Genomic DNA, 18,530 nt, shown 5'->3' with positions numbered 1-18,530 from the left:
CTTTGTTTTATAAGATTTAGTTTGTATTCCTATACTACCACGTTTCGTCTTTGTTTTCTAAATATTTTCATCTTTGTTTCCCAGACAGCCTTCATCAAACGTTTGTTTAAGACTTTCCCGGCTTAGTTCCATAAAGGCCTGGGCCGTCAGACTGACATAGCGGTTCTTTAAAAAGACAAAGACGAGGGTTCGTGATGGCGCGGATTGAATCGATAAATAGATCACACCCGGATCTTTATCCCTTCTGACCATATTCGGTGCCATTGTCACACCTAATCCGTTAGCCACAAGAGATTGGGCGGTTTCAATATGGCTCGTCTTAAAGGCAGCATTCGGCTTAAAGCCGCTTTCCGCACAGAGATCGAGAACTGTCCTGCGAAAGCCGAAGCCTTCTTTTAACAGAATAAAGGGCACGTTCCTTACCATGTCAATCGGCACACACGGCTGGCGTCCCTCATCTTCTTCCAGCGCTTTCTCAATCAGCGCGACCAATTCCGGCGGCATCCACCTTTGTTTTTCCTTCGGCACCGCGAGAACAACCGGTTCCGTGAGCAAGGGTGTAATGGAGAGCCGTTCATCCTCGATGGGCAAGGATAAAACAGAAAGGTCAACTTCTCCCTTTGCCGTCATCTTCTCTAATGAAACCGGATCTTTTTCAACAAGCTGAACCTCCACATGAGGATAGCGCGCCAAAAACTGCTTCAGCAGCGGAGGAAAGAGATATCTCCCTGTTACAGCAGGAATCCCGATGGATAATTTATGACCGATTCCCTGTGATCGCTCCTGCATTTCCCGAAGCAAATCATCTCTGGAACGAATGATGTCCTCGGCTTTTTCAATGAAACGCCTGCCGTGAGGTGTCAGTGTAACAGAGCCATGGGATCTGTGAAAAAGGGTAAGCCCCAGCTCAGCCTCAAGCTTTTTGATTTGCTGGCTGAGAGACGGCTGTGCGATATGAAGATGTTCCGCCGCCTTTGTAAAGCTTTGGCGCCGGGCAATTTCCGCTGCATATTCCATCACTTTAATATCCATTTCAGCCTCCATAGGTTGAACCTATCATTTTCATCATTTTTATATCTTGGACGAATCATAACAGAAATTGCTAACATAATCCATATCATCATTTACGAAAAGAAGGAGCTGGTTCAAATGACAAATGAAACACCGTTTTCTAAAAACGCCGAGATGTATCGGGATGAAAAGGTATTTGCCGAGGGGGAAGATTTGGGGTTGATGATCAAAACAGCGGAATGCCGGGCAGAGCATCGAGTGCTGGATATAGGAGCGGGCGCCGGCCATACGGCGCTGGCATTTTCTCCTTATGTACAGGAGTGCATCGGTGTTGATGCAACGAAAGAGATGGTTGAGGTTGCGTCCTCCTTCGCGCAAGAAAAAGGAGTTGAAAACGTACGCTTTCAGCAAGGAACGGCAGAGTCACTCCCCTTCCCCGACGATTCATTTGACATCATCACCTGCCGATACGCAGCCCACCATTTTTCAGATGTCCGCAAAGCTGTCAGAGAGGTTGCACGCGTACTAAAACAGGACGGACGTTTTCTCTTAGTTGATCATTACGCGCCTGAAGATCCCGTTCTTGATGAGTTTGTCAATCATTTGAACCGGCTTCGAGACCCTTCCCATGTTCGTGAAAGCTCATTATCAGAATGGCAGGCGATGTTCAGCGCCAATCAACTGGCCTATCAAGACATCCAAAAGTGGAACTTGCCGATTCAATACGATAGCTGGATCAAACGAGGCGGAACCCCCGCTGACCGAGAAAAACAAATCATTACCCACTTGAATCACGCATCAGACGAAGCACGCGACACGTTCTGTATTACATTGAACCAAAACGGACAGCCCATCTCCTTTTGTTTAAAAGCGATTTTGATACAAGGGATAAAACGATAAAAAAAGCCGTGCGCTGCGCACGGCTTTTTACATCGGCTGATAAAGATCCCAGCCAATTTTTAATGTCTCAACAATGTAATCGGCAACCTCTTCCGGGGAAAGGTTGTCTGTTGCCACTTTTGAATTGTGCTTGTCATAAATGACTTTTCTTTCGTTAAACAGCTGTTCCATTTCATCCATTGAACGGTTATGCAGTACAGGGCGGCTTTCGATCAATAAATCCGCGCGCTGCTTCCAGTTCTCCCATGACAGGTCCAGATGAAGCACGAGACAGTTTTCCAGACAGCAATTTCTGATTTCTTCTTGTTTAAAAGATCCCCCGCCCAGAGATACGATTTTGAATCGTTTATGATGGCAGATGTCTAAAATATATTCCTTCTCCGTTTTCCGGAAAAAGTCTTCTCCCTTTTTCTCAAATATCTCAGGAATTGACATATTGAAATCCTTTTCGATCTGCTGGTCAATATCAATAAAATCTCTATATAATTTTTTAGCGACCAATTGGCCGATTGTTGTTTTTCCTACACCCATGAATCCGATCAGGACGATATTTCTTTCTCTTACTGGGATGGCTCGTTTAGCGTTCATCTTCGGCGAAATCCTCCTAAGGAATGAAATTATATATTCATTATATGCTTATTTAGCGAATATTTATATAGATACCGGCTTTACCGGTCAAGCTTATAGTGCGCTTTGTTGTAGCCATTTTTGCCTGAATGACATTCATTGTACAACATTTCTGCAGGTATTTTAATACTTCGACGCAAAAAAGCGTTAAAACCTTCCGCCTTTATTGTTTTTCCAGCTGACTCTTCGATGGAAGGGTCTTTTTCTGTATGATAAATAGGAAGGGAGAAATGGCGATGATCATTTGGATAAACGGGGCATTCGGTTCGGGAAAAACACAAACAGCCTTCGAACTGCACAGAAGGCTGAACCCATCTTACGTGTATGATCCCGAGAAAATGGGTTTTGCGCTGCGCTCCATGGTGCCGCAGGAGATCGCAAAGGACGATTTTCAAAGCTATCCTTTATGGCGGGCGTTCAATTACAGTTTGCTAGCTTCTCTGACAGATACATACCGCGGCATCCTTATTGTGCCTATGACGATTGTACACCCTGAATACTTCAATGAGATCATCGGCAGGCTCAGACAGGAAGGCAGGATCGTTCACCACTTTACACTAATGGCTTCAAAGGAAACCTTGTTAAAAAGGCTGCGCACCAGAGCAGAAGGAAAAAACTCATGGGCCGCCAAACAAATTGACCGCTGTGTTGAAGGATTATCATCACCCATTTTTGAGGACCACATTCAAACAGACAACCTGTCGATTCAGGATGTGGCAGAGAACATTGCCGCGAGAGCCGAACTCCCATTAGATCCTGATACAAGAGGCAGCCTCCGAAGGTTCGCCGACAGATTAATGGTAAAGCTGAATCATATCCGCATCAAATAAAGCTTCTGTACACGACAAAAGCCCGCTCCGAGAGCGGGCTTTCTTCAACTTATTTCCACCAGTCATCAAACATAGACGCCGGAACCTGGCGTTTATGTTCAGTCATGCTGTAGCGTTTTTCCAGCGCTTCTGATACTTTCGCTGATACTTCTTTTCCTTCGAGATAATCGTCAATCTCGTCGTAGGAAATGCCAAGCTCTGTTTCATCCGACTGCTGCGGTTTTTCGTCGAGCAGATCGGCAGTCGGTTCTTTTAAGTATAAGCGTTCCGGTGCACCCAGCTCTTTCAGCAAGGTTCTTCCCTGGCGCTTCGTCAAGCCTGTCAGCGGCAGGAGGTCTGCTCCGCCGTCACCGTACTTCGTAAAGAAACCAGTCACTGCTTCAGCAGCATGGTCTGTTCCTAACACAAGAAGACCTTCCTGGCCGCCGATCGCGTATTGCGCGATCATTCTTGTTCTTGCTTTTACGTTTCCTTTATTAAAGTCCGTCAGCTGATCGCCTGTTTCCTGCTGATACTGATCAGAAAAAGCGCTGACTGTCGATTTAATATCAAACTTCCATGATTTATCCGGCTTAATAAACTTCAAAGCAAGCTGGGCATCGTCTTCATCCTGCTGTGTGCCATGCGGAAGACGGACCGCGATAAATTGAGCGTCTCCGCCCTCCTCGCGAATGCTCTCCACCGCAAGCTGAGCGAGTCTTCCCGCAAGTGTTGAATCCTGGCCCCCGCTGATTCCCAATACAAAGCCTTTAGCACCGGTTTTCTTTACATATTGTTTTAAAAAATTGACTCGGTCCTCAATTTCTTGCTTTGGATCAATTGAGGGCTTCACATGTAACTCACGCATAATCTTTTCCTGCATGCTCATCCCAATCATTCCTCCTGTACATTTTCCCTTATTACTGATCATTTCCCTAAATCAATGAAAATGAATCATGACTGTTATGTATCCCTATTAAATATAGCACAGGTCTTCATTCACAGTGAACAAGAGAGATCAGCTGACTTCAACCCGTATGGATGTCACACTGTCGCCATTGCATTTCCCTTTTTCAATCGGGCAGGAAGAAAACGCGACAATTAAATCCATCTCCGCCCTGAGCCTTACATAATCTCCGGCATTCGAAAGCGGCGTTTCCACAGACAGATTCCCTTTCTCATCAAGGACAGTATTCATAAAAATCGCAAATGGGTAATGCATGTGGGGCTTCGGTACGCCAAACTGCTCAAGCGCACGGTTCATATTGTCATAGCACGTATCCTGAAACTCATCCTTTTGCTTCCCATATAAGAGCCTGTTCATATCAGGACGGCAGGCGGGCAACAGCAGATCATGCTTGCCGACCGTATCTTCAATCAGGGTTAACATCGGCTTATACAGGTTGGAGTAGAGATGGTCGTTGACCTTCACATGAATGGAGTGATTGGCGTCTATCGTCGCTCCCTGATCAAGGTGTTCATAAAAATCCTTGGCATGGTATGCGACAAAATCAGCCACCTGCTGCCCTTCTACATCAACCACCTTTAAAATCTGCCCCTTTTTCAGCTTCAGCCCAAGCCCTTTTTTCGGCTCCACAATATATTGCTGTGTCATTGGTTTGCTCCTTTTTTCATTAGTATGAGCGTCTGCTTCCTTCTCCATGTAAAAAGAGGCAAAAATCCGATGTATATAAGCTTTGGACAGATCACAATCTAACCTTAGATAAAAGGGGTTGAATAAATAATGAGCCAAACAAAAAAAGACCAGCCAAAAGGGAATCTGGCTTGGTGGCAGCTGTCACTGATCGGAGTCGGCTGCACGATTGGAACAGGCTTCTTTCTCGGTTCCAGCATCGCAATTGTAAAAAGCGGTTTTTCCGTTCTCCTTTCATTTCTGATCGCAGGGATCGGTACGTATTTTGTCTTTGAACAGCTCGCCAAGCTATCGGCGAAGCAGCCGGAAAAAGGTTCGTTTTGTGCGTATGCCCGAAAAGCATTCGGCAAATGGGCAGGCTTCAGCAACGGCTGGGTGTACTGGACATCAGAAATGCTGATTACCGGAAGCCAGCTGACAGCCATTTCGCTCTTTACGAAGCATTGGTTTCCTCAAGTGCCGCTATGGGTGTTTGCCTCAATCTACGCAGTACTTGGGCTCCTTATTATTTTCACCGGCCTGTCCGTCTTTGAAAAAACAGAAAACGTGCTGGCAGTGATTAAAACAGCTGCTATTTTTATGTTTATTGTCATTGCCATCCTGGCTTTATGCGGTATCCTGTCCGGCGGAAATCATGGCATACATGTTCCAAATAAGACGATTGAGTTTTTCCCATACGGCGCCATGGGGCTGTGGACAGGTTTAATCTACGCGTTTTACGCTTTTGGCGGAATTGAGGTCATGGGGCTGATGGCGGTTCACTTAAAAAAACCTGAGGAAGCGTCTAAATCAGGGAAACTGATGCTGGCAACGCTGGCGATTATTTATATTATTTCAATCGGGCTGGCTCTGCTTTTGGTTCCGTTACACGCGTTTACTGAACAGGACAGTCCGTTCATTACATCATTAAAAGGATATAACCTTGAGATCATCCTTGATATATTTAACGGGATTTTCATCATCGCCGGGTTCTCGACCCTTGTCGCTTCGCTTTTTGCCGTTACGACATTGCTTTGTACAATGGCTGATGACGGCGACGCGCCGAAATGCTTTACTCTAAAGGAAGGCAAAAAAATATGCTGGCCGGCACTTGGGCTGACGTTTGCGGGGCTTGTTCTCTCCATTATTCTGTCGTTAGTGCTGCCTAAAAACATTTATGAGCATATGACAACAGCTGCGGGGCTTATGCTTTTATACACTTGGCTGTTTATCCTGTTCTCCAGCAAAAAGCTGACTGATCCCGAGGGCATGGGAAAAACGCAAATTTATTTAGCGATGGTTCTGATTGCTGCGGCTGTGTCCGGTACATTGTTTGAAAAATCAAGCCGGCCCGGTTTTTTCGTCAGCATAGGTTTTCTCGTGATCATCGCCATCGTTACCATGATCTATCAAAAAAAGCAGGGTCATAAAGATCGCCCTGCCAGTCCTTGATTTATTTCATTTTGTTGAACATGTTCTTTAAATAAGAAAACGGGCACTTCGATACCTGTTTTTCGTCATCACGGAGGAAATACTGCTTCCATTCACGATTATCCTTTCCTCCGTACCAGCCTAATTGCGGGTGAATCGGAGCCTGATCATAGGCCTCTAAACGAGATCGGATCAGCCTGCTCATGTTACGGCCAAATGCAGTTGATCCATTTAGGTCATCAAACACCCACCTTGGCTGAAACGTGACCATAAAAAAAGGAAAGCTCCGGCTTCTTCTTGCCTCGTGCCCCGGTGTAGCGCACAGAATGAAATACGGCTCGCCGTCAAAACAAAACTCCCATTTATAATGCTCAGGATCGGCCGGAATGTCTTCCGGCCATTCTTTTTCGTCTTGATGACTCAGTCTATTTAAAAAGCGCCAAAACAGCTCTTCATACGCTTCAATCGAATAATGCTCCGCCAAATCTTCCGGTGTATCAAACAACACAACGAGGGATGCATATTTTCCCGTGTCCCGCGATATCTTGCCGTACTCCGCAAGCAACGGAGCCAGTTCCTCCGCTGTACAGTTTTCCCGCGGATCTCCGGCAAAAGCAATCCGAAGCTGATCAGTCAGAAACGCCTGGCGTCCGGGAATGCACGGAAACGTATCCGCGTCGTCCCCCAGAGTTTCTGCCAGCAGCTCAAAAGCGATTCTTTGCCATTCAGGAAGCTCTTCCTGAATACGTTCCAGAAAACTTTTGGTGTAAATCCCATTCACCATTGATCCACCTCCAGTATCATCTGGATACTATATTAAAACTGGAAGCGGCAGGTGACTGTCCTTCATGAATCAGCCCAATAACTGTTTGATGCCCTGATAACCAAAGTAAAAGCCAAACACAAGGAGGGATACACCGGCGATTCCGGTCAATCCTCTCAATAGCTTTTCATGAAGCAGGTTTCTGAACGTACTGGCTGTGATAGCCATGCAGAAATCCCAGATTAAAATGCCGATCATGATGCCGGAGCTATAGATTAGAAGCTGATTCATATTGTAGGCCTCTGCTGTTTTCGCAAGAATGCTTCCGTAAATTCCAAGCCAAAAAAGGATGCTCAATGGGTTTGACAATGAAATGAGAAAACCCGATGCGAATGTTTTCCTGTATGACGGTTTCCCCCGCGAGCTTCGCACATCCATCGGTTCTCTGACGTTTTTAAGCGTTTCAATTCCGGTATAGGTCAGGACAAAAAAGCCGAAGAGCCACAAAAACGTTTTCACAAATGGAGCGGTCAAAAACTGTGACAGCCCGAAATAGATAAAAAGCATGTACAGCCCATCCGCTGTCATGGCGCCTAAACCGAAAATCCATGCATGCCAAAAACCGTTTTTAATTCCTTTGTCTATTTGCGCCGCATTCACTGGCCCCACAGGCGCAGACAAGGACAGTCCCAGCACAATATAGCTCAAAAAAATGTTCACCGGCCCGTACTCCCTTCTCTTATGTAACTTGTACAATTTATTCGGGAACGGGCCAAGCTATGCACAAATTCACTTACTGTTTCAGACGTTCAAGCTCTTCCTCCATAATATCGGCGGCTTTGCCTACAAAACTGAAAATGAGTTCCAGCTCCTCTTCCGTATATTCGCGGCACAAATCCATCGTCGACTCAGACAGAGGACGGAACAAATCCTTTATATGTTTTTTCGAAGCAGTCAAAGGGACGATTACGACTCTCCTGCGATCGTTCGGGTCCTTTTCACGAGCCACATACCCCGCTTTTTCCAGCCGGTCAACAAGCGCCGTGACGGAACCCGTGCTGAGGCCGGTTTTTTTCCCCAACTCTCCGGCCGTCATCGGCCCTGCTTCATTTAAAATGTCAGCTGATTTCAAATCGGTGGGAAACAGACCGAGAGCTTGAGCGGCTGCCTGATGAAACAGAACCGTTCTTGTGCCCAGTTTTCGAAAAAGCTGAACAGCAGTCTTTTCCAACTCACTTCTAGAATTTCTTGTTGACAACTGACAGTCCTCCCTATAAAATCGAGTTTATCTTGATAATCGAGATATTCAACAATCAAACTATTATCATGATATCAGAACTTACATAGAAAAGTAAGAGGAGGTAGAACAAATGGACACAACAACAGCAAAACAGGCTTCCACCAAATTTGTGGTCCTCGGTCTCCTGCTGGGCATCTTGATGTCTGCAATGGACAATACGATTGTTGCCACCGCGATGGGCAATATCGTAGCCGATCTTGGAAGCTTCGATAAATTTGCCTGGGTGACGGCATCCTATATGGTGGCGGTTATGGCTGGCATGCCGATTTACGGCAAGCTTTCCGATATGTACGGCCGAAAACGTTTTTTCCTGTTTGGACTTATTTTTTTCTTAATCGGTTCTGCTTTATGCGGGATTGCCCAGACGATGAATCAGCTGATCATCTTCCGGGCCATTCAAGGGATCGGAGGCGGCGCGCTCCTGCCGATTGCCTTTACCATTATCTTCGATTTGTTTCCGCCGGAAAAACGCGGAAAAATGTCCGGCATGTTCGGTGCTGTATTTGGATTATCCAGTGTTCTTGGTCCGCTCTTAGGCGCGATCATTACAGATTCGATCAGCTGGCACTGGGTGTTTTACATCAATGTGCCGATCGGCGCATTGTCATTGTTTTTCATTATTCGCTACTACAAAGAATCTCTGGAGCACAGAAAGCAGAAAATAGACTGGGGCGGCGCGATTACCTTAGTCGTATCCATTGTATGTCTGATGTTCGCCCTTGAGCTTGGCGGCAAAACATACGATTGGAATTCCATTCAGATCATCGGGCTGTTTATTGTATTCGCCGTTTTCTTCATTGCCTTTTTTATTGTGGAGAGAAAAGCAGAAGAGCCGATTATTTCTTTCTGGATGTTTAAGAACCGCTTGTTTGCCACAGCGCAGATTCTCGCTTTCCTGTATGGCGGAACATTTATTATTTTAGCGGTATTTATTCCGATTTTCGTTCAGGCGGTCTACGGCAGCTCGGCGACAAGCGCGGGCTTCATTCTGACGCCGATGATGATTGGATCAGTCATCGGAAGCATGATCGGCGGGATCTTCCAAACGAAGGCAAGCTTCCGCAATTTGATGCTGATATCTGTTATAGCTTTCTTTATCGGCATGCTGCTTCTTTCCAATATGACGCCTGACACAGCACGGGTATGGCTGACAGTCTTTATGATGATTTCAGGCTTTGGTGTAGGCTTTAACTTCTCCCTGCTGCCGGCGGCATCGATGAATGATCTTGAACCTCGCTTTCGGGGAACGGCAAACTCTACAAATTCATTTTTGCGATCATTTGGCATGACCTTAGGCGTCACCATTTTCGGAACGGTGCAAACAAACGTATTCACGAACAAGCTGAGCGACGCCTTCAGCGGGATGAAAGGCTCAGCGGGATCAGGTGCTACGCAAAATATTGGCGACCCGCAGGAGATATTCCAAGCGGGAACACGTTCCCAGATTCCTGATGCGATCCTGAATCGCATTATTGACGCGATGTCATCAAGTATTACGTATGTCTTTTTGCTCGCTTTGATTCCAATTGTCCTCGCGGCGGTTACCATTTTATTTATGGGAAAAGCCAGAGTGAAAACAACAGCCGAAATGACAAAGAAAGCAAATTAACATAAAAAAGCAGTACATGCTGGGCATGTACTGCTTTTTTCTATTACACTCCAAATCTTGCAAGAATAAACGTCCATATACAAATGATCAATAACAGAATCAGGCTGTACGCCACTGTCCTTTTAAACAGTTTAGATTCCTTGCCTGTTTGGCCTACCGCTGCGGCAGCGATGGCGATAGATTGAGGAGAAACAAGTTTCGCCATGACACCGCCCGCCGTATTTGCGGCTAACAGCAAGTCTGAACCCGCACCGATCTGCGCTCCGGTGACAACCTGCAAATGGCCGAACAAAGCATTATTGCTGACAACAGAACCGGTGATGAACACGCCAATCCAGCCAAGAACAGGACTGACAAACGGGAACAGGTCTCCTGTTTTCGCCAATGCTAATCCAATTGAAGAGCTGAGCCCTGCGAAGTTGGCCAGATTGGCAAACCCCATCACGAAGCAGATCGTCATAATCGGCACCCACAGCTCTTTTCCTGTCTCCTTCAGGGAAGCAAAGGCATCCCGAGAGGAGAACTTTTTGCTGAACAGCCCTGTCACGATGACCGCCGCTAAAATCGCTGTACCAGTCGCTGACAGCAGATCAACTTTAAAGACTGCATCTAACGGCATGGCAGATGGCGCAATCGGCGGCATTTTCATAATTTGCTGATGCAGAAAAGGCATTTTGAACAGGAGCGTTGATTGATATAACAGCCCGCCTTCTTGGAAAAGCGCTTTGAAGGCAGGAAGGCTCCAAATGGTGATCGCCGCAGTTAAAATGTAGAAAGGAGACCACGCTTTCGCAATGTCAGCGGCACGGTATGCCTTTTTCTCACAAGCATCGCCGGCCCCTTCCTCGCGGTAAATCTCTTTCGGCTGCCATTTGCGGAGGAAGAGGGCAAGCCCGCCCATGCTGAATAAGGCCGCCAAAATGTTTGCTAATTCCGGCCCGAGCACCGCCATTGTCAGTGTCTGAACCGCTGTATACCCACCGCTCACAACCAGAAGAGCGGGCCATGTCTGTTTGATTCCTTTCATTCGGTCTAATAAGAATACAAGCAGGAATGGTATGAAAAATGAGATCATCGGCAGTGTCCACATTAATGTCCGTGACAGCTCAAGAGCAGACAAATCACCAATCTGCGCCCCTGTGATGACAGGAATCCCGATCGCCCCAAAGGCTCCGGAGGCGGCGTTTGCAATCAAGCAGAGCGCTGCCGCTTTTAACGGTTTAAAACCAAGTTCGACGAGCAGCGCCGCACTAATCGCAATCGGAACACCAAAACCGGCCGCGCCTTCTAAAAACGCGTTAAAACAAAAACCAATTAATAATAGCTGTAATCGTTGGTCAGGCGAAATGCCGGCAATGCTGGACCGAATAATGGTAAATTTCCCGGTTTTCACTGCGATTTTATACAGCCACACCGCCATCAGGACGATGTAGCCAATGGGCCACAGCCCGCTCCCGATTCCTAACAAAACAGAAGAAATCGCTTTTTCAACCGGCATATGAAATGCCCAAACGGAGACGAAGAAACTGACGGCTAGGGTAAGAAATGCCGCAAGAATGCCTTTCATTTTCAAAACAGTTAAAGCCAAAAGAAAAAAGAGAATCGGAGTGAGCGCCACAAGTGCGCTCACATACTCGTTTCCAAACGGATCATACAACTGCTCCCACATTGACAATCAGCCCTTTACTCTAAAGTTGCGGTTAGTTGACTTTTTGTTCTGTAAAATGAGGTTTTAAAATGTTTTTAAGGACGCCGGCGCTGTGAAGGAACTGTTCTTTTTCTTTCTCATTTAAGTTCAGCTCAGTGATACCTGCGATCCCTCCGCGATTCACGACAGCCGGCACACCGATGTACACATCATCTGCACCATATTGCCCGTCCAAATATGTGCTGACAGTTAATATGCTGTTTTCATTATGAAGAATGGCTTTTGTAATGCGAGCAAGACTCATCGCAACCCCATAATAAGTCGCGCCTTTTTTCTCAATGATATGGTAAGCTGCGTTTTTCACATCATCTACAATTTGGTCCAGCTCTTCTTGTTTGTACGCATCGTTTTTCTCAACGAGTTCACTGACCGGCACACCGCCGACATTCGCATGGCTCCAAACAGGAAGCTCTGTGTCGCCGTGCTCTCCGATAATATGTGCGTGCACGTTTTGAGGCGCTGCGCCAAAGTATTCGCTCAGCATGAAACGGAATCTCGCAGAATCTAGTGTTGTGCCGCTTCCGATCACCCGCTCTTTTGGCAGGCCGCTGAATTTCCATGTTGCGTAAGTCAGGATATCAACCGGATTTGTCGCGATTAAGAAAATACCGTCAAATCCGCTCGCCATGACTTCACTGACGATGCCTTTGAAAATCTTCAAGTTCTTTTCTACTAATTCAAGGCGTGTCTCACCAGGTTTTTGGTTTGCTCCGGCGCAAATGCAGACAATATCAGCATCCTTGCAGTCTTCATATGTTCCGTAAGATGTTTTGACCGGTTGTGGCGCAAACGCCTTTCCGTGGTTTAAATCCATCACATCGCCCATTGCTTTTTCTTTATTTAAATCAATGACCACAAGCTCATCTGTGATCCCTTGGTTAATTAACGCAAATGCATAACTGCTTCCAACAAAACCCGCTCCGATTAAAGCTACTTTATTTACATGTTTGTTCATCATTAATCATCCTTCCAGGGTATGTTTCTCTTTGATGTCTTTTTATTTGTGAAGTATTTCACATTTATATTGTGCAATACTTCACAAACTTTTGCAAGAGAAAAGTTTTGTCTGATTTATGAACAAAAAAGAAACCATCATTGATGGTTTCTTTCGGTAAGTCCCGTCTAGCCTTGCCCTCAATGGGGAAGAGAACCGCTTAAGCCCGAGTCATTATATAAACCATTTTGCACGTAATCAAAGCCAGGCTGATTCTGGCCGGGCACTTGGGCGCTGCCATTATTAAAAATCACTTTGGCGTTGGTTGTATCCGTATCCGCAGGCAGCGTCAGCGTGTAAATTCCGTCTGCATTTTTAGTCATTGGTTTTCCAGGCCAAGATCCGGTCAATTCAATTGCCCGGCCCCCATCATGTTTATAGATATAAGCATTTACCTGGCTCCAATGATTCGGATTTTGATAGCCGATGGTTTTGGCCGAAGCTGGATCTCTTTTAACAAAGCTGTATTCCTCGGCCCTCGTTACACCATCACTGTTCGTTCCTTTTAACATGATGGTGTATGTTTTGCCAAATGGATCTCCTTTTCCGATTGTGAATTGATCTCCATCCTTAAACGCCGTCTCTGGTCCATTATTGATTTGATAAACGGCTTTTGTTGTATTCGCATCTGCACGCAAGGTAATCGTCAGTTGATCATTGAAAGAATGTGTTACACCTGTTTTGTAATTCTCAAGGAAAACATGAGGCGCTTTTGCAATATCATCAGGATAAAGCACAGCCACAGACCTGGCATTGATCGTGCCTGTCAGTTTACCATCATTCACTTGAAATGAACCTGCCCCAGCTTTATTGTCATATCTGCCATCAGGCAATTTTGTTGGCGTATTGATAGAAACAGAGGATGAACCTGCATTTGCCAGCACAACGCCATGTGAGCCGCGCTGATTCATAAATATCTGGTTGTTTCCATTCGGATTCGAGAGCTCCTCAGGCTGTCCAGCCATCACATTGTGAAATCTATTGACCGCTGTGATAGCCTGATCTTCAAATAAAGCACTCCCGCGATCACCTATTTGGCTTTTCCCCGGGAATCTAACACCATTTCCGCCTCCCTCAGGTCTGGAAAAGAAAAGAGGCGTACTGCCTGAACGAGAAGCTATCACCGCCCAGCCTAAACGGATATCATCATCGCTCATCCATGTCGACTCTTCATCATCATTGGCATACGTATCATGCGACTCTACCCATGTCACTAGCTTGTCCGCAGACACATCAGATGCATAGTGGGAGATATTCGACACGCCCAGATTACGATTCTTTAAAGCGGACCTTATGGAATGCCCATAGTTAGACGCTGTCACATTCATATAATTCGCATATGAAGCATCTCTGGAGGCACTATCCTGCAGGATTTCTCCGTATTGGAACTCTGCAGATGTATTTGTGATATTCGGCCAAAATTGACTGCCGTAACTGCCATCATCCGGAAGCTCTATATGTTTGGCGGCATCAAAACGAAAACCGTCTGCTCCATCATTCAATGCTCTTTCTAAGAACCGTTTCAGATAGGACTGTACTTGTGTATTTTGTGTATTCCAGTCATACAGCCCGAGCAATGAATTCTGCGTGACATCCCATCGATCAGACCAGTTTTTAATTTGTGTGTTTCCATGTGTCCAGTTTGGAATACCCTTAATCTCATTGGAAATCGCGGCATAGTCACTGGTGGTATGATTGATGACCGCGTCAACAATGACCTTTATGCCATATTCTTCAGCGGCTGCACACATTTCTTTAAATTCTTGTTCAGTACCTAAGTAACGGTTGCCAATTTGGTACGATGTCGGCTGATACAGCCAGTACCAGTTCGACATGCTTTTATCTCCTTGGTTCCCTTCCTTTACTTGGTTAATCGGAGATGTCTGAATGGCTGTATATCCTGCATCATGAATATCCTTCATATTATGTTTTAACGTATTGAACGACCAATTCCATGCATGAAGAATGGTTCCGCTTTTGATCGACGGTGCTGTAAGCTCATTCGATTTGTTCGCCGTTTCAGCACTCGCAGCCCCCGGTCCTGCCAGAACCAAATGAAACAGCAATAAAAATCCAGCGAATAACGGCAGTAAAGAGGTTTTGAATCGTTTTGCAAACATTCTTGACACTCCTTATTTGATTTTTTGAAGACTTACTTCGGAGTCAAAAATCCCTCTTACTTCATTCTTCCGCTTCCTCCTTTCAAACTGATGTGAAGACTGGAGAATTTTGTTAACGCTTACATTTTAAATTATCACAATCACTCTATCAAAACAACTTGGCAGAGTGAATACAAATCAATGTTCCTATAAAAAAAGCTGACTGAAACTGTGAACGCTTCCCTCGCTTTCCAAACAAAAAAAGAAACCATCTATTTTTCAAGATGGTTTCTTTTTTACTTCTTCTTTTACCGCTCTTCTGTAAGCCAGCTTCACAATCACATACCGAAGCAGAAACAGAACGCCGCCGCAGACGATAAAAAGAAGAATCATTTTCAGCCAAGCGAAGAATGTATGGGGAATCCCCCTGTCGTACATCGTAAGCACCACTACCGCAAAGGCGACCGCAATTGATTCTATTCGCTGCTGCTTCACCCGTTTTTGCAGTTCTTCTTTGGTGTCTATTCTCGGCATGAGCATACCGGATGCCGCAGCCCTGATGCAGTAATATAAGATAATGATGAACAAAAACACAAGGCTTGCAGCCCATTCTTTAAACGGAAATTCAAACATAATGCCGCGGATGATCACATCAAGCAGCGCAAATGCTCCCGCTATCATCCCAATCTCCGACCAGATTTTTTGTTCTTTTTCTTTTACTCTCTTATTTTTCCCATTCACGCCTGAAAGTCTATTACGCAGATTATTCATGACCTTCCTCCCGCACTTTTACGAATGGCTTATGGCTTACATGTTACAATAACAGCCTGCGCTTCTGCAATGAATAACTCAAAAGCCCGCCGTACAAGCCGGCGGGCAGCAATCGTTAAAACGGCCCCCAATTGATCATGACGCCGATCACGATAAAGACAAGCCCGATCAAGAACCAAATCAGAGCAAGCGGCACCATAAACCGCAGCCACTTGACATACGGAATACCGCTGGCGGCAAGCACCGCCATGAGAACGCCGGATGTCGGGTTCACACAGTTGACGACCCCTTCTCCAAGCATAACCGCTTCAACCGCAACCTGTCTCGTGATTCCCATCAAATCAGCGAGCGGCGCCAGGATTGGAATAAATACAACGGCTTCGCCAGAACCTGAAGAGATGAGAAAATGAAGCAGCGCACTGGCGATATACATGCCGATTGCCCCAGCAATCGGGCTGAATCCATCCAAAAGTGAAGCCAAAGCATTGACGACAGTATCGAGAAGCTTTCCATTTTCAAGGATAACGGAAATGCTTCGTGCCATCCCGACAATCAGCGCCCCGTATACAAGACTTTGGCAGCCCGTAATGAAGGTTTTGGCAATATCGTTCGCCGCAAGCCCGCCTATTAAACCGGCAAGGACAGAAATAAAAATAAATGTCGCAGCCATTTGGGAATCTGACCAGCCAAGCTTCAAAGCGCCGTATAAAAATCCGACAAGTGAGAGTCCCGCCACAGCCAAAATCAGCTTATGGCGAACGGTAAACGGCACTGACTGATCTTCTTCTTTACCGGCTTCGCCCATTCCTGCCGCAGGGAACCAATCTGTTCCTAACACACTGGCATCTTTTGATTTTTTTAATTTTCTCGTATACAAATAGATATAAATAATAGAAGACAGCAAAAAGCATATGTATATCACAACTCGCAGGCCGATTCCTGAGAAAAGAGGGAGCTCCGCGATTGATTGTGATAAACCGAGCGGTGACGGTGATAATATGGTGGAGTTAAATCCAGCGTAGCAGCCGATGTATATAACAGCGGCTCCCGCGACTGCGTCCCATTTTAAGGATCGTGCCACAATGAGGCCGATGGGGATAAAACCGATAACTGAATTCACGACAATCCCGGTTGTTCCGAGAATGGAGAACAATGCGCCGACAATACAAATAAATAATAATTGCTTTGTGCGGAATTTGCTGATGACATTGTAAATCAGGCCATTGATGGCACCCGTTTTTTCTAGAATAGCAATGGTGCCGCCTGTGAATAAAATCAGAAAGATGATGGGTGCTGATCCAACCATTCCATCCTGTAGAGAAGTAAAAAAGCTGATCAAGCTGACCGGAGACTGTTCAATTGAATGATAGCTTCCCGGAACAGCGGTCGTGACATTCCCCTTTGTCACGCGGTCAAATTCACCTGCCGGCACAATATATGAAGCGATTGCGCAAATGAAAGCAATCATAAATAAGAGGACATAGGCGTCAGGCATTTTAAATGTCATACGTTTTTTCTTAGGCTGTGTTTCGGCTGCTGGCATACTCATATTTCGATCCATCCCCTCTGTTTGAAAATATTAATTATTCTGAATAGTAGCAATATGTGCTATATTATATACAGCCTATCTTCCTGTTTCAATATAAATAAAGTAAAGAAGGTAAAAATTCATTCTGATAGAAGGAGGTATTTCTTACCATGCAAAAGCTTTCAGAAGACATGAAACAAACCATTATAGACATCTTCGAGCATCTGCACGCGAACCCTGAAGTCAGCTGGAAGGAATATGAGACAACTTCATTTTTGAAACAAAAGCTTGAGGATTTAGGGTGCCGGACGCGCACGTTTTCAGACTGCACCGGGGTTGTCGGCGAAATCGGCTCAGGCTCACCTGTTGTAGCGGTACGCGCTGATATTGACGCGCTGTGGCAGGAGGTTAACGGCACATTTCGCGCCAACCATTCCTGCGGACACGATTCACATATGACAATGGCATTGGGCACGTTAATGCTGCTAAAAAAACAACCTGAGCTTCCGAAGGGCACAATCCGTTTTATCTTTCAGCCGGCAGAAGAAAAAGGCGGCGGCGCCTTGAAAATGATAGAAGAAGGCGTGCTTGATGATATCGACTATTTGTATGGCGTTCACGTCCGTCCGATCCAGGAAACACAGAACGGCCGCTGCGCTCCGTCTATTCTGCACGGATCAAGCCAGCACATTGAGGGAACGATCATCGGGGAAGAGGCTCATGGCGCCCGTCCGCACCTCGGGAAAAACAGCATTGAAATTGCGGCATTTCTTGTACATAAGCTCGGACTCATTCATATTGACCCGCAAATCCCGCATACCGTCAAAATGACAAAACTTCAAGCCGGCGGTGAAAGCTCTAACATCATTCCAGGAAAAGCATCGTTCAGCCTTGATTTGCGCGCACAGACCAATGAAGCCATGGAGGCGTTAATCGCCGAGACAGAAAGAGCCTGTGAAGCGGCCGCCGCTGCATTCGGCGCAAAAATCGATCTGCAAAAAGAACACAGCCTTCCTGCGGCAACACAAAACAAAGAAGCTGAAGCGATCATGGCAGAAGCCATTACAGATATCATCGGGGCTGAGCGGCTTGATGACCCGCTTGTCACTACCGGCGGAGAGGATTTCCATTTTTACGCCGTGAAGGTGCCGAATCTGAAAACAACGATGCTCGGACTAGGCTGCGGGCTCCAGCCGGGGCTCCATCATCCGCACATGACCTTTGACAGAAATGCGATGTTTACCGGCATTCATATTTTGGCGAACGCCGTGCTCAAAACATTTCAGAAGGCGGAATCACTTGCTGCCGCTAACGCTTCTTAACGCAAAAAAAGCAGCCTGACACAGG

The 18,530-nt window shown here is 46.0% G+C and carries 16 protein-coding genes and 1 pseudogene; 5 read left to right on the top strand and 12 right to left on the bottom strand.

The genetic code is table 11. The features are described 5' to 3' along the window. Positions 1–57: 57 nt before the first annotated feature. A complete protein-coding gene (locus tag MKY50_RS01925; protein WP_003246430.1) occupies positions 58–1,032 on the bottom strand; it encodes a LysR family transcriptional regulator in 975 nt (324 codons plus the stop codon). A 75-nt stretch (positions 1,033–1,107) separates the two neighbouring features. Here MKY50_RS01925 and MKY50_RS01920 point away from each other — a divergent pair, with 75 nt between their 5' ends. After that, the gene (locus MKY50_RS01920) at positions 1,108–1,911 is read left to right on the top strand and encodes a class I SAM-dependent methyltransferase (RefSeq protein ID WP_372553874.1); all 804 of its coding nucleotides are present in this window, start codon (positions 1,108–1,110) and stop codon (positions 1,909–1,911) included. A 27-nt stretch (positions 1,912–1,938) separates the two neighbouring features. Here the strand turns inward: MKY50_RS01920 and MKY50_RS01915 are convergent, their stop codons facing one another. Further along, the gene (locus MKY50_RS01915; protein ID WP_003246473.1) at positions 1,939–2,499 is read right to left on the bottom strand and encodes a shikimate kinase; all 561 of its coding nucleotides are present in this window, start codon (positions 2,497–2,499) and stop codon (positions 1,939–1,941) included. 275 nt (positions 2,500–2,774) lie between these two features. On the opposite strand from MKY50_RS01915, the gene tmrB reads away from it, so the two are divergent. Then, the gene (gene tmrB, locus MKY50_RS01910) at positions 2,775–3,368 is read left to right on the top strand and encodes a tunicamycin resistance ATP-binding TmrB (protein WP_003246258.1); all 594 of its coding nucleotides are present in this window, start codon (positions 2,775–2,777) and stop codon (positions 3,366–3,368) included. Between the two features lie 49 nt (positions 3,369–3,417). On the opposite strand, the gene nadE is transcribed toward tmrB, so the two are convergent. Next, the gene (gene nadE, locus MKY50_RS01905) at positions 3,418–4,236 is read right to left on the bottom strand and encodes an ammonia-dependent NAD(+) synthetase (RefSeq protein WP_003246440.1); all 819 of its coding nucleotides are present in this window, start codon (positions 4,234–4,236) and stop codon (positions 3,418–3,420) included. Positions 4,237–4,365: 129 nt separating this feature from the next. Beyond that, complete coding sequence (locus MKY50_RS01900) at positions 4,366–4,962, bottom strand: DUF1989 domain-containing protein (protein ID WP_003246345.1); 597 nt, start codon at positions 4,960–4,962, stop codon at positions 4,366–4,368. 129 nt (positions 4,963–5,091) lie between these two features. Here MKY50_RS01900 and MKY50_RS01895 point away from each other — a divergent pair, with 129 nt between their 5' ends. Beyond that, positions 5,092–6,432 (top strand): amino acid permease, encoded by a 1,341-nt coding sequence (locus MKY50_RS01895; protein ID WP_003234675.1) that lies wholly within the window; start codon positions 5,092–5,094, stop codon positions 6,430–6,432. Position 6,433: 1 nt separating this feature from the next. Here the strand turns inward: MKY50_RS01895 and MKY50_RS01890 are convergent, their stop codons facing one another. The 3 genes from MKY50_RS01890 to MKY50_RS01880 all read right to left on the bottom strand — a co-directional run bounded on the left by MKY50_RS01890 (position 6,434) and on the right by MKY50_RS01880 (position 8,432). Next, positions 6,434–7,195 carry a YqcI/YcgG family protein gene (locus MKY50_RS01890; RefSeq protein ID WP_044052645.1) on the bottom strand — a complete coding sequence of 254 codons (762 nt, stop codon included), beginning with the start codon at positions 7,193–7,195 and terminating at the stop codon, positions 6,434–6,436. A gap of 69 nt (positions 7,196–7,264) precedes the next feature. Then, entirely contained in the window at positions 7,265–7,894 is a 630-nt protein-coding gene (locus MKY50_RS01885; protein WP_003246469.1) for a LysE family translocator, read from the bottom strand. 73 nt (positions 7,895–7,967) lie between these two features. Beyond that, positions 7,968–8,432, bottom strand: a complete 465-nt coding sequence (locus tag MKY50_RS01880; protein WP_003246360.1) for a MarR family transcriptional regulator — start codon at positions 8,430–8,432, stop codon at positions 7,968–7,970. Positions 8,433–8,544: 112 nt separating this feature from the next. On the opposite strand from MKY50_RS01880, the gene bmr3 reads away from it, so the two are divergent. Beyond that, complete coding sequence (gene bmr3 / locus MKY50_RS01875; RefSeq protein WP_049140249.1) at positions 8,545–10,083, top strand: multidrug efflux MFS transporter Bmr3; 1,539 nt, start codon at positions 8,545–8,547, stop codon at positions 10,081–10,083. 43 nt (positions 10,084–10,126) lie between these two features. Here the strand turns inward: bmr3 and MKY50_RS01870 are convergent, their stop codons facing one another. The 5 genes and pseudogenes from MKY50_RS01870 to MKY50_RS01850 all read right to left on the bottom strand — a co-directional run bounded on the left by MKY50_RS01870 (position 10,127) and on the right by MKY50_RS01850 (position 17,204). Further along, complete coding sequence (locus MKY50_RS01870; protein WP_341116074.1) at positions 10,127–11,752, bottom strand: L-lactate permease; 1,626 nt, start codon at positions 11,750–11,752, stop codon at positions 10,127–10,129. 31 nt (positions 11,753–11,783) lie between these two features. Beyond that, entirely contained in the window at positions 11,784–12,749 is a 966-nt protein-coding gene (locus MKY50_RS01865; protein WP_341116073.1) for an L-lactate dehydrogenase, read from the bottom strand. Between the two features lie 176 nt (positions 12,750–12,925). Further along, a complete protein-coding gene (gene amyE / locus MKY50_RS01860; protein ID WP_341116072.1) occupies positions 12,926–14,905 on the bottom strand; it encodes an alpha-amylase in 1,980 nt (659 codons plus the stop codon). A gap of 148 nt (positions 14,906–15,053) precedes the next feature. After that, a pseudogene (locus MKY50_RS01855) lies at positions 15,054–15,655 on the bottom strand (DUF6773 family protein). Positions 15,656–15,770: 115 nt separating this feature from the next. Next, a complete protein-coding gene (locus MKY50_RS01850) occupies positions 15,771–17,204 on the bottom strand; it encodes a YfcC family protein (protein WP_327829695.1) in 1,434 nt (477 codons plus the stop codon). Between the two features lie 149 nt (positions 17,205–17,353). On the opposite strand from MKY50_RS01850, the gene MKY50_RS01845 reads away from it, so the two are divergent. Next, positions 17,354–18,505, top strand: coding sequence for a M20 peptidase aminoacylase family protein (locus MKY50_RS01845; protein WP_341116071.1), 1,152 nt, complete (start codon positions 17,354–17,356; stop codon positions 18,503–18,505). Positions 18,506–18,530: the final 25 nt, after the last annotated feature.

Source organism: Bacillus sp. FSL R7-0685, assembly GCF_038002425.1.
Taxonomy (GTDB): Bacteria; Bacillota; Bacilli; order Bacillales; family Bacillaceae; genus Bacillus; species Bacillus subtilis.
Note: the sequence above shows the minus strand (reverse complement) of the source record. Positions and strands in the feature narration are given on the sequence as shown.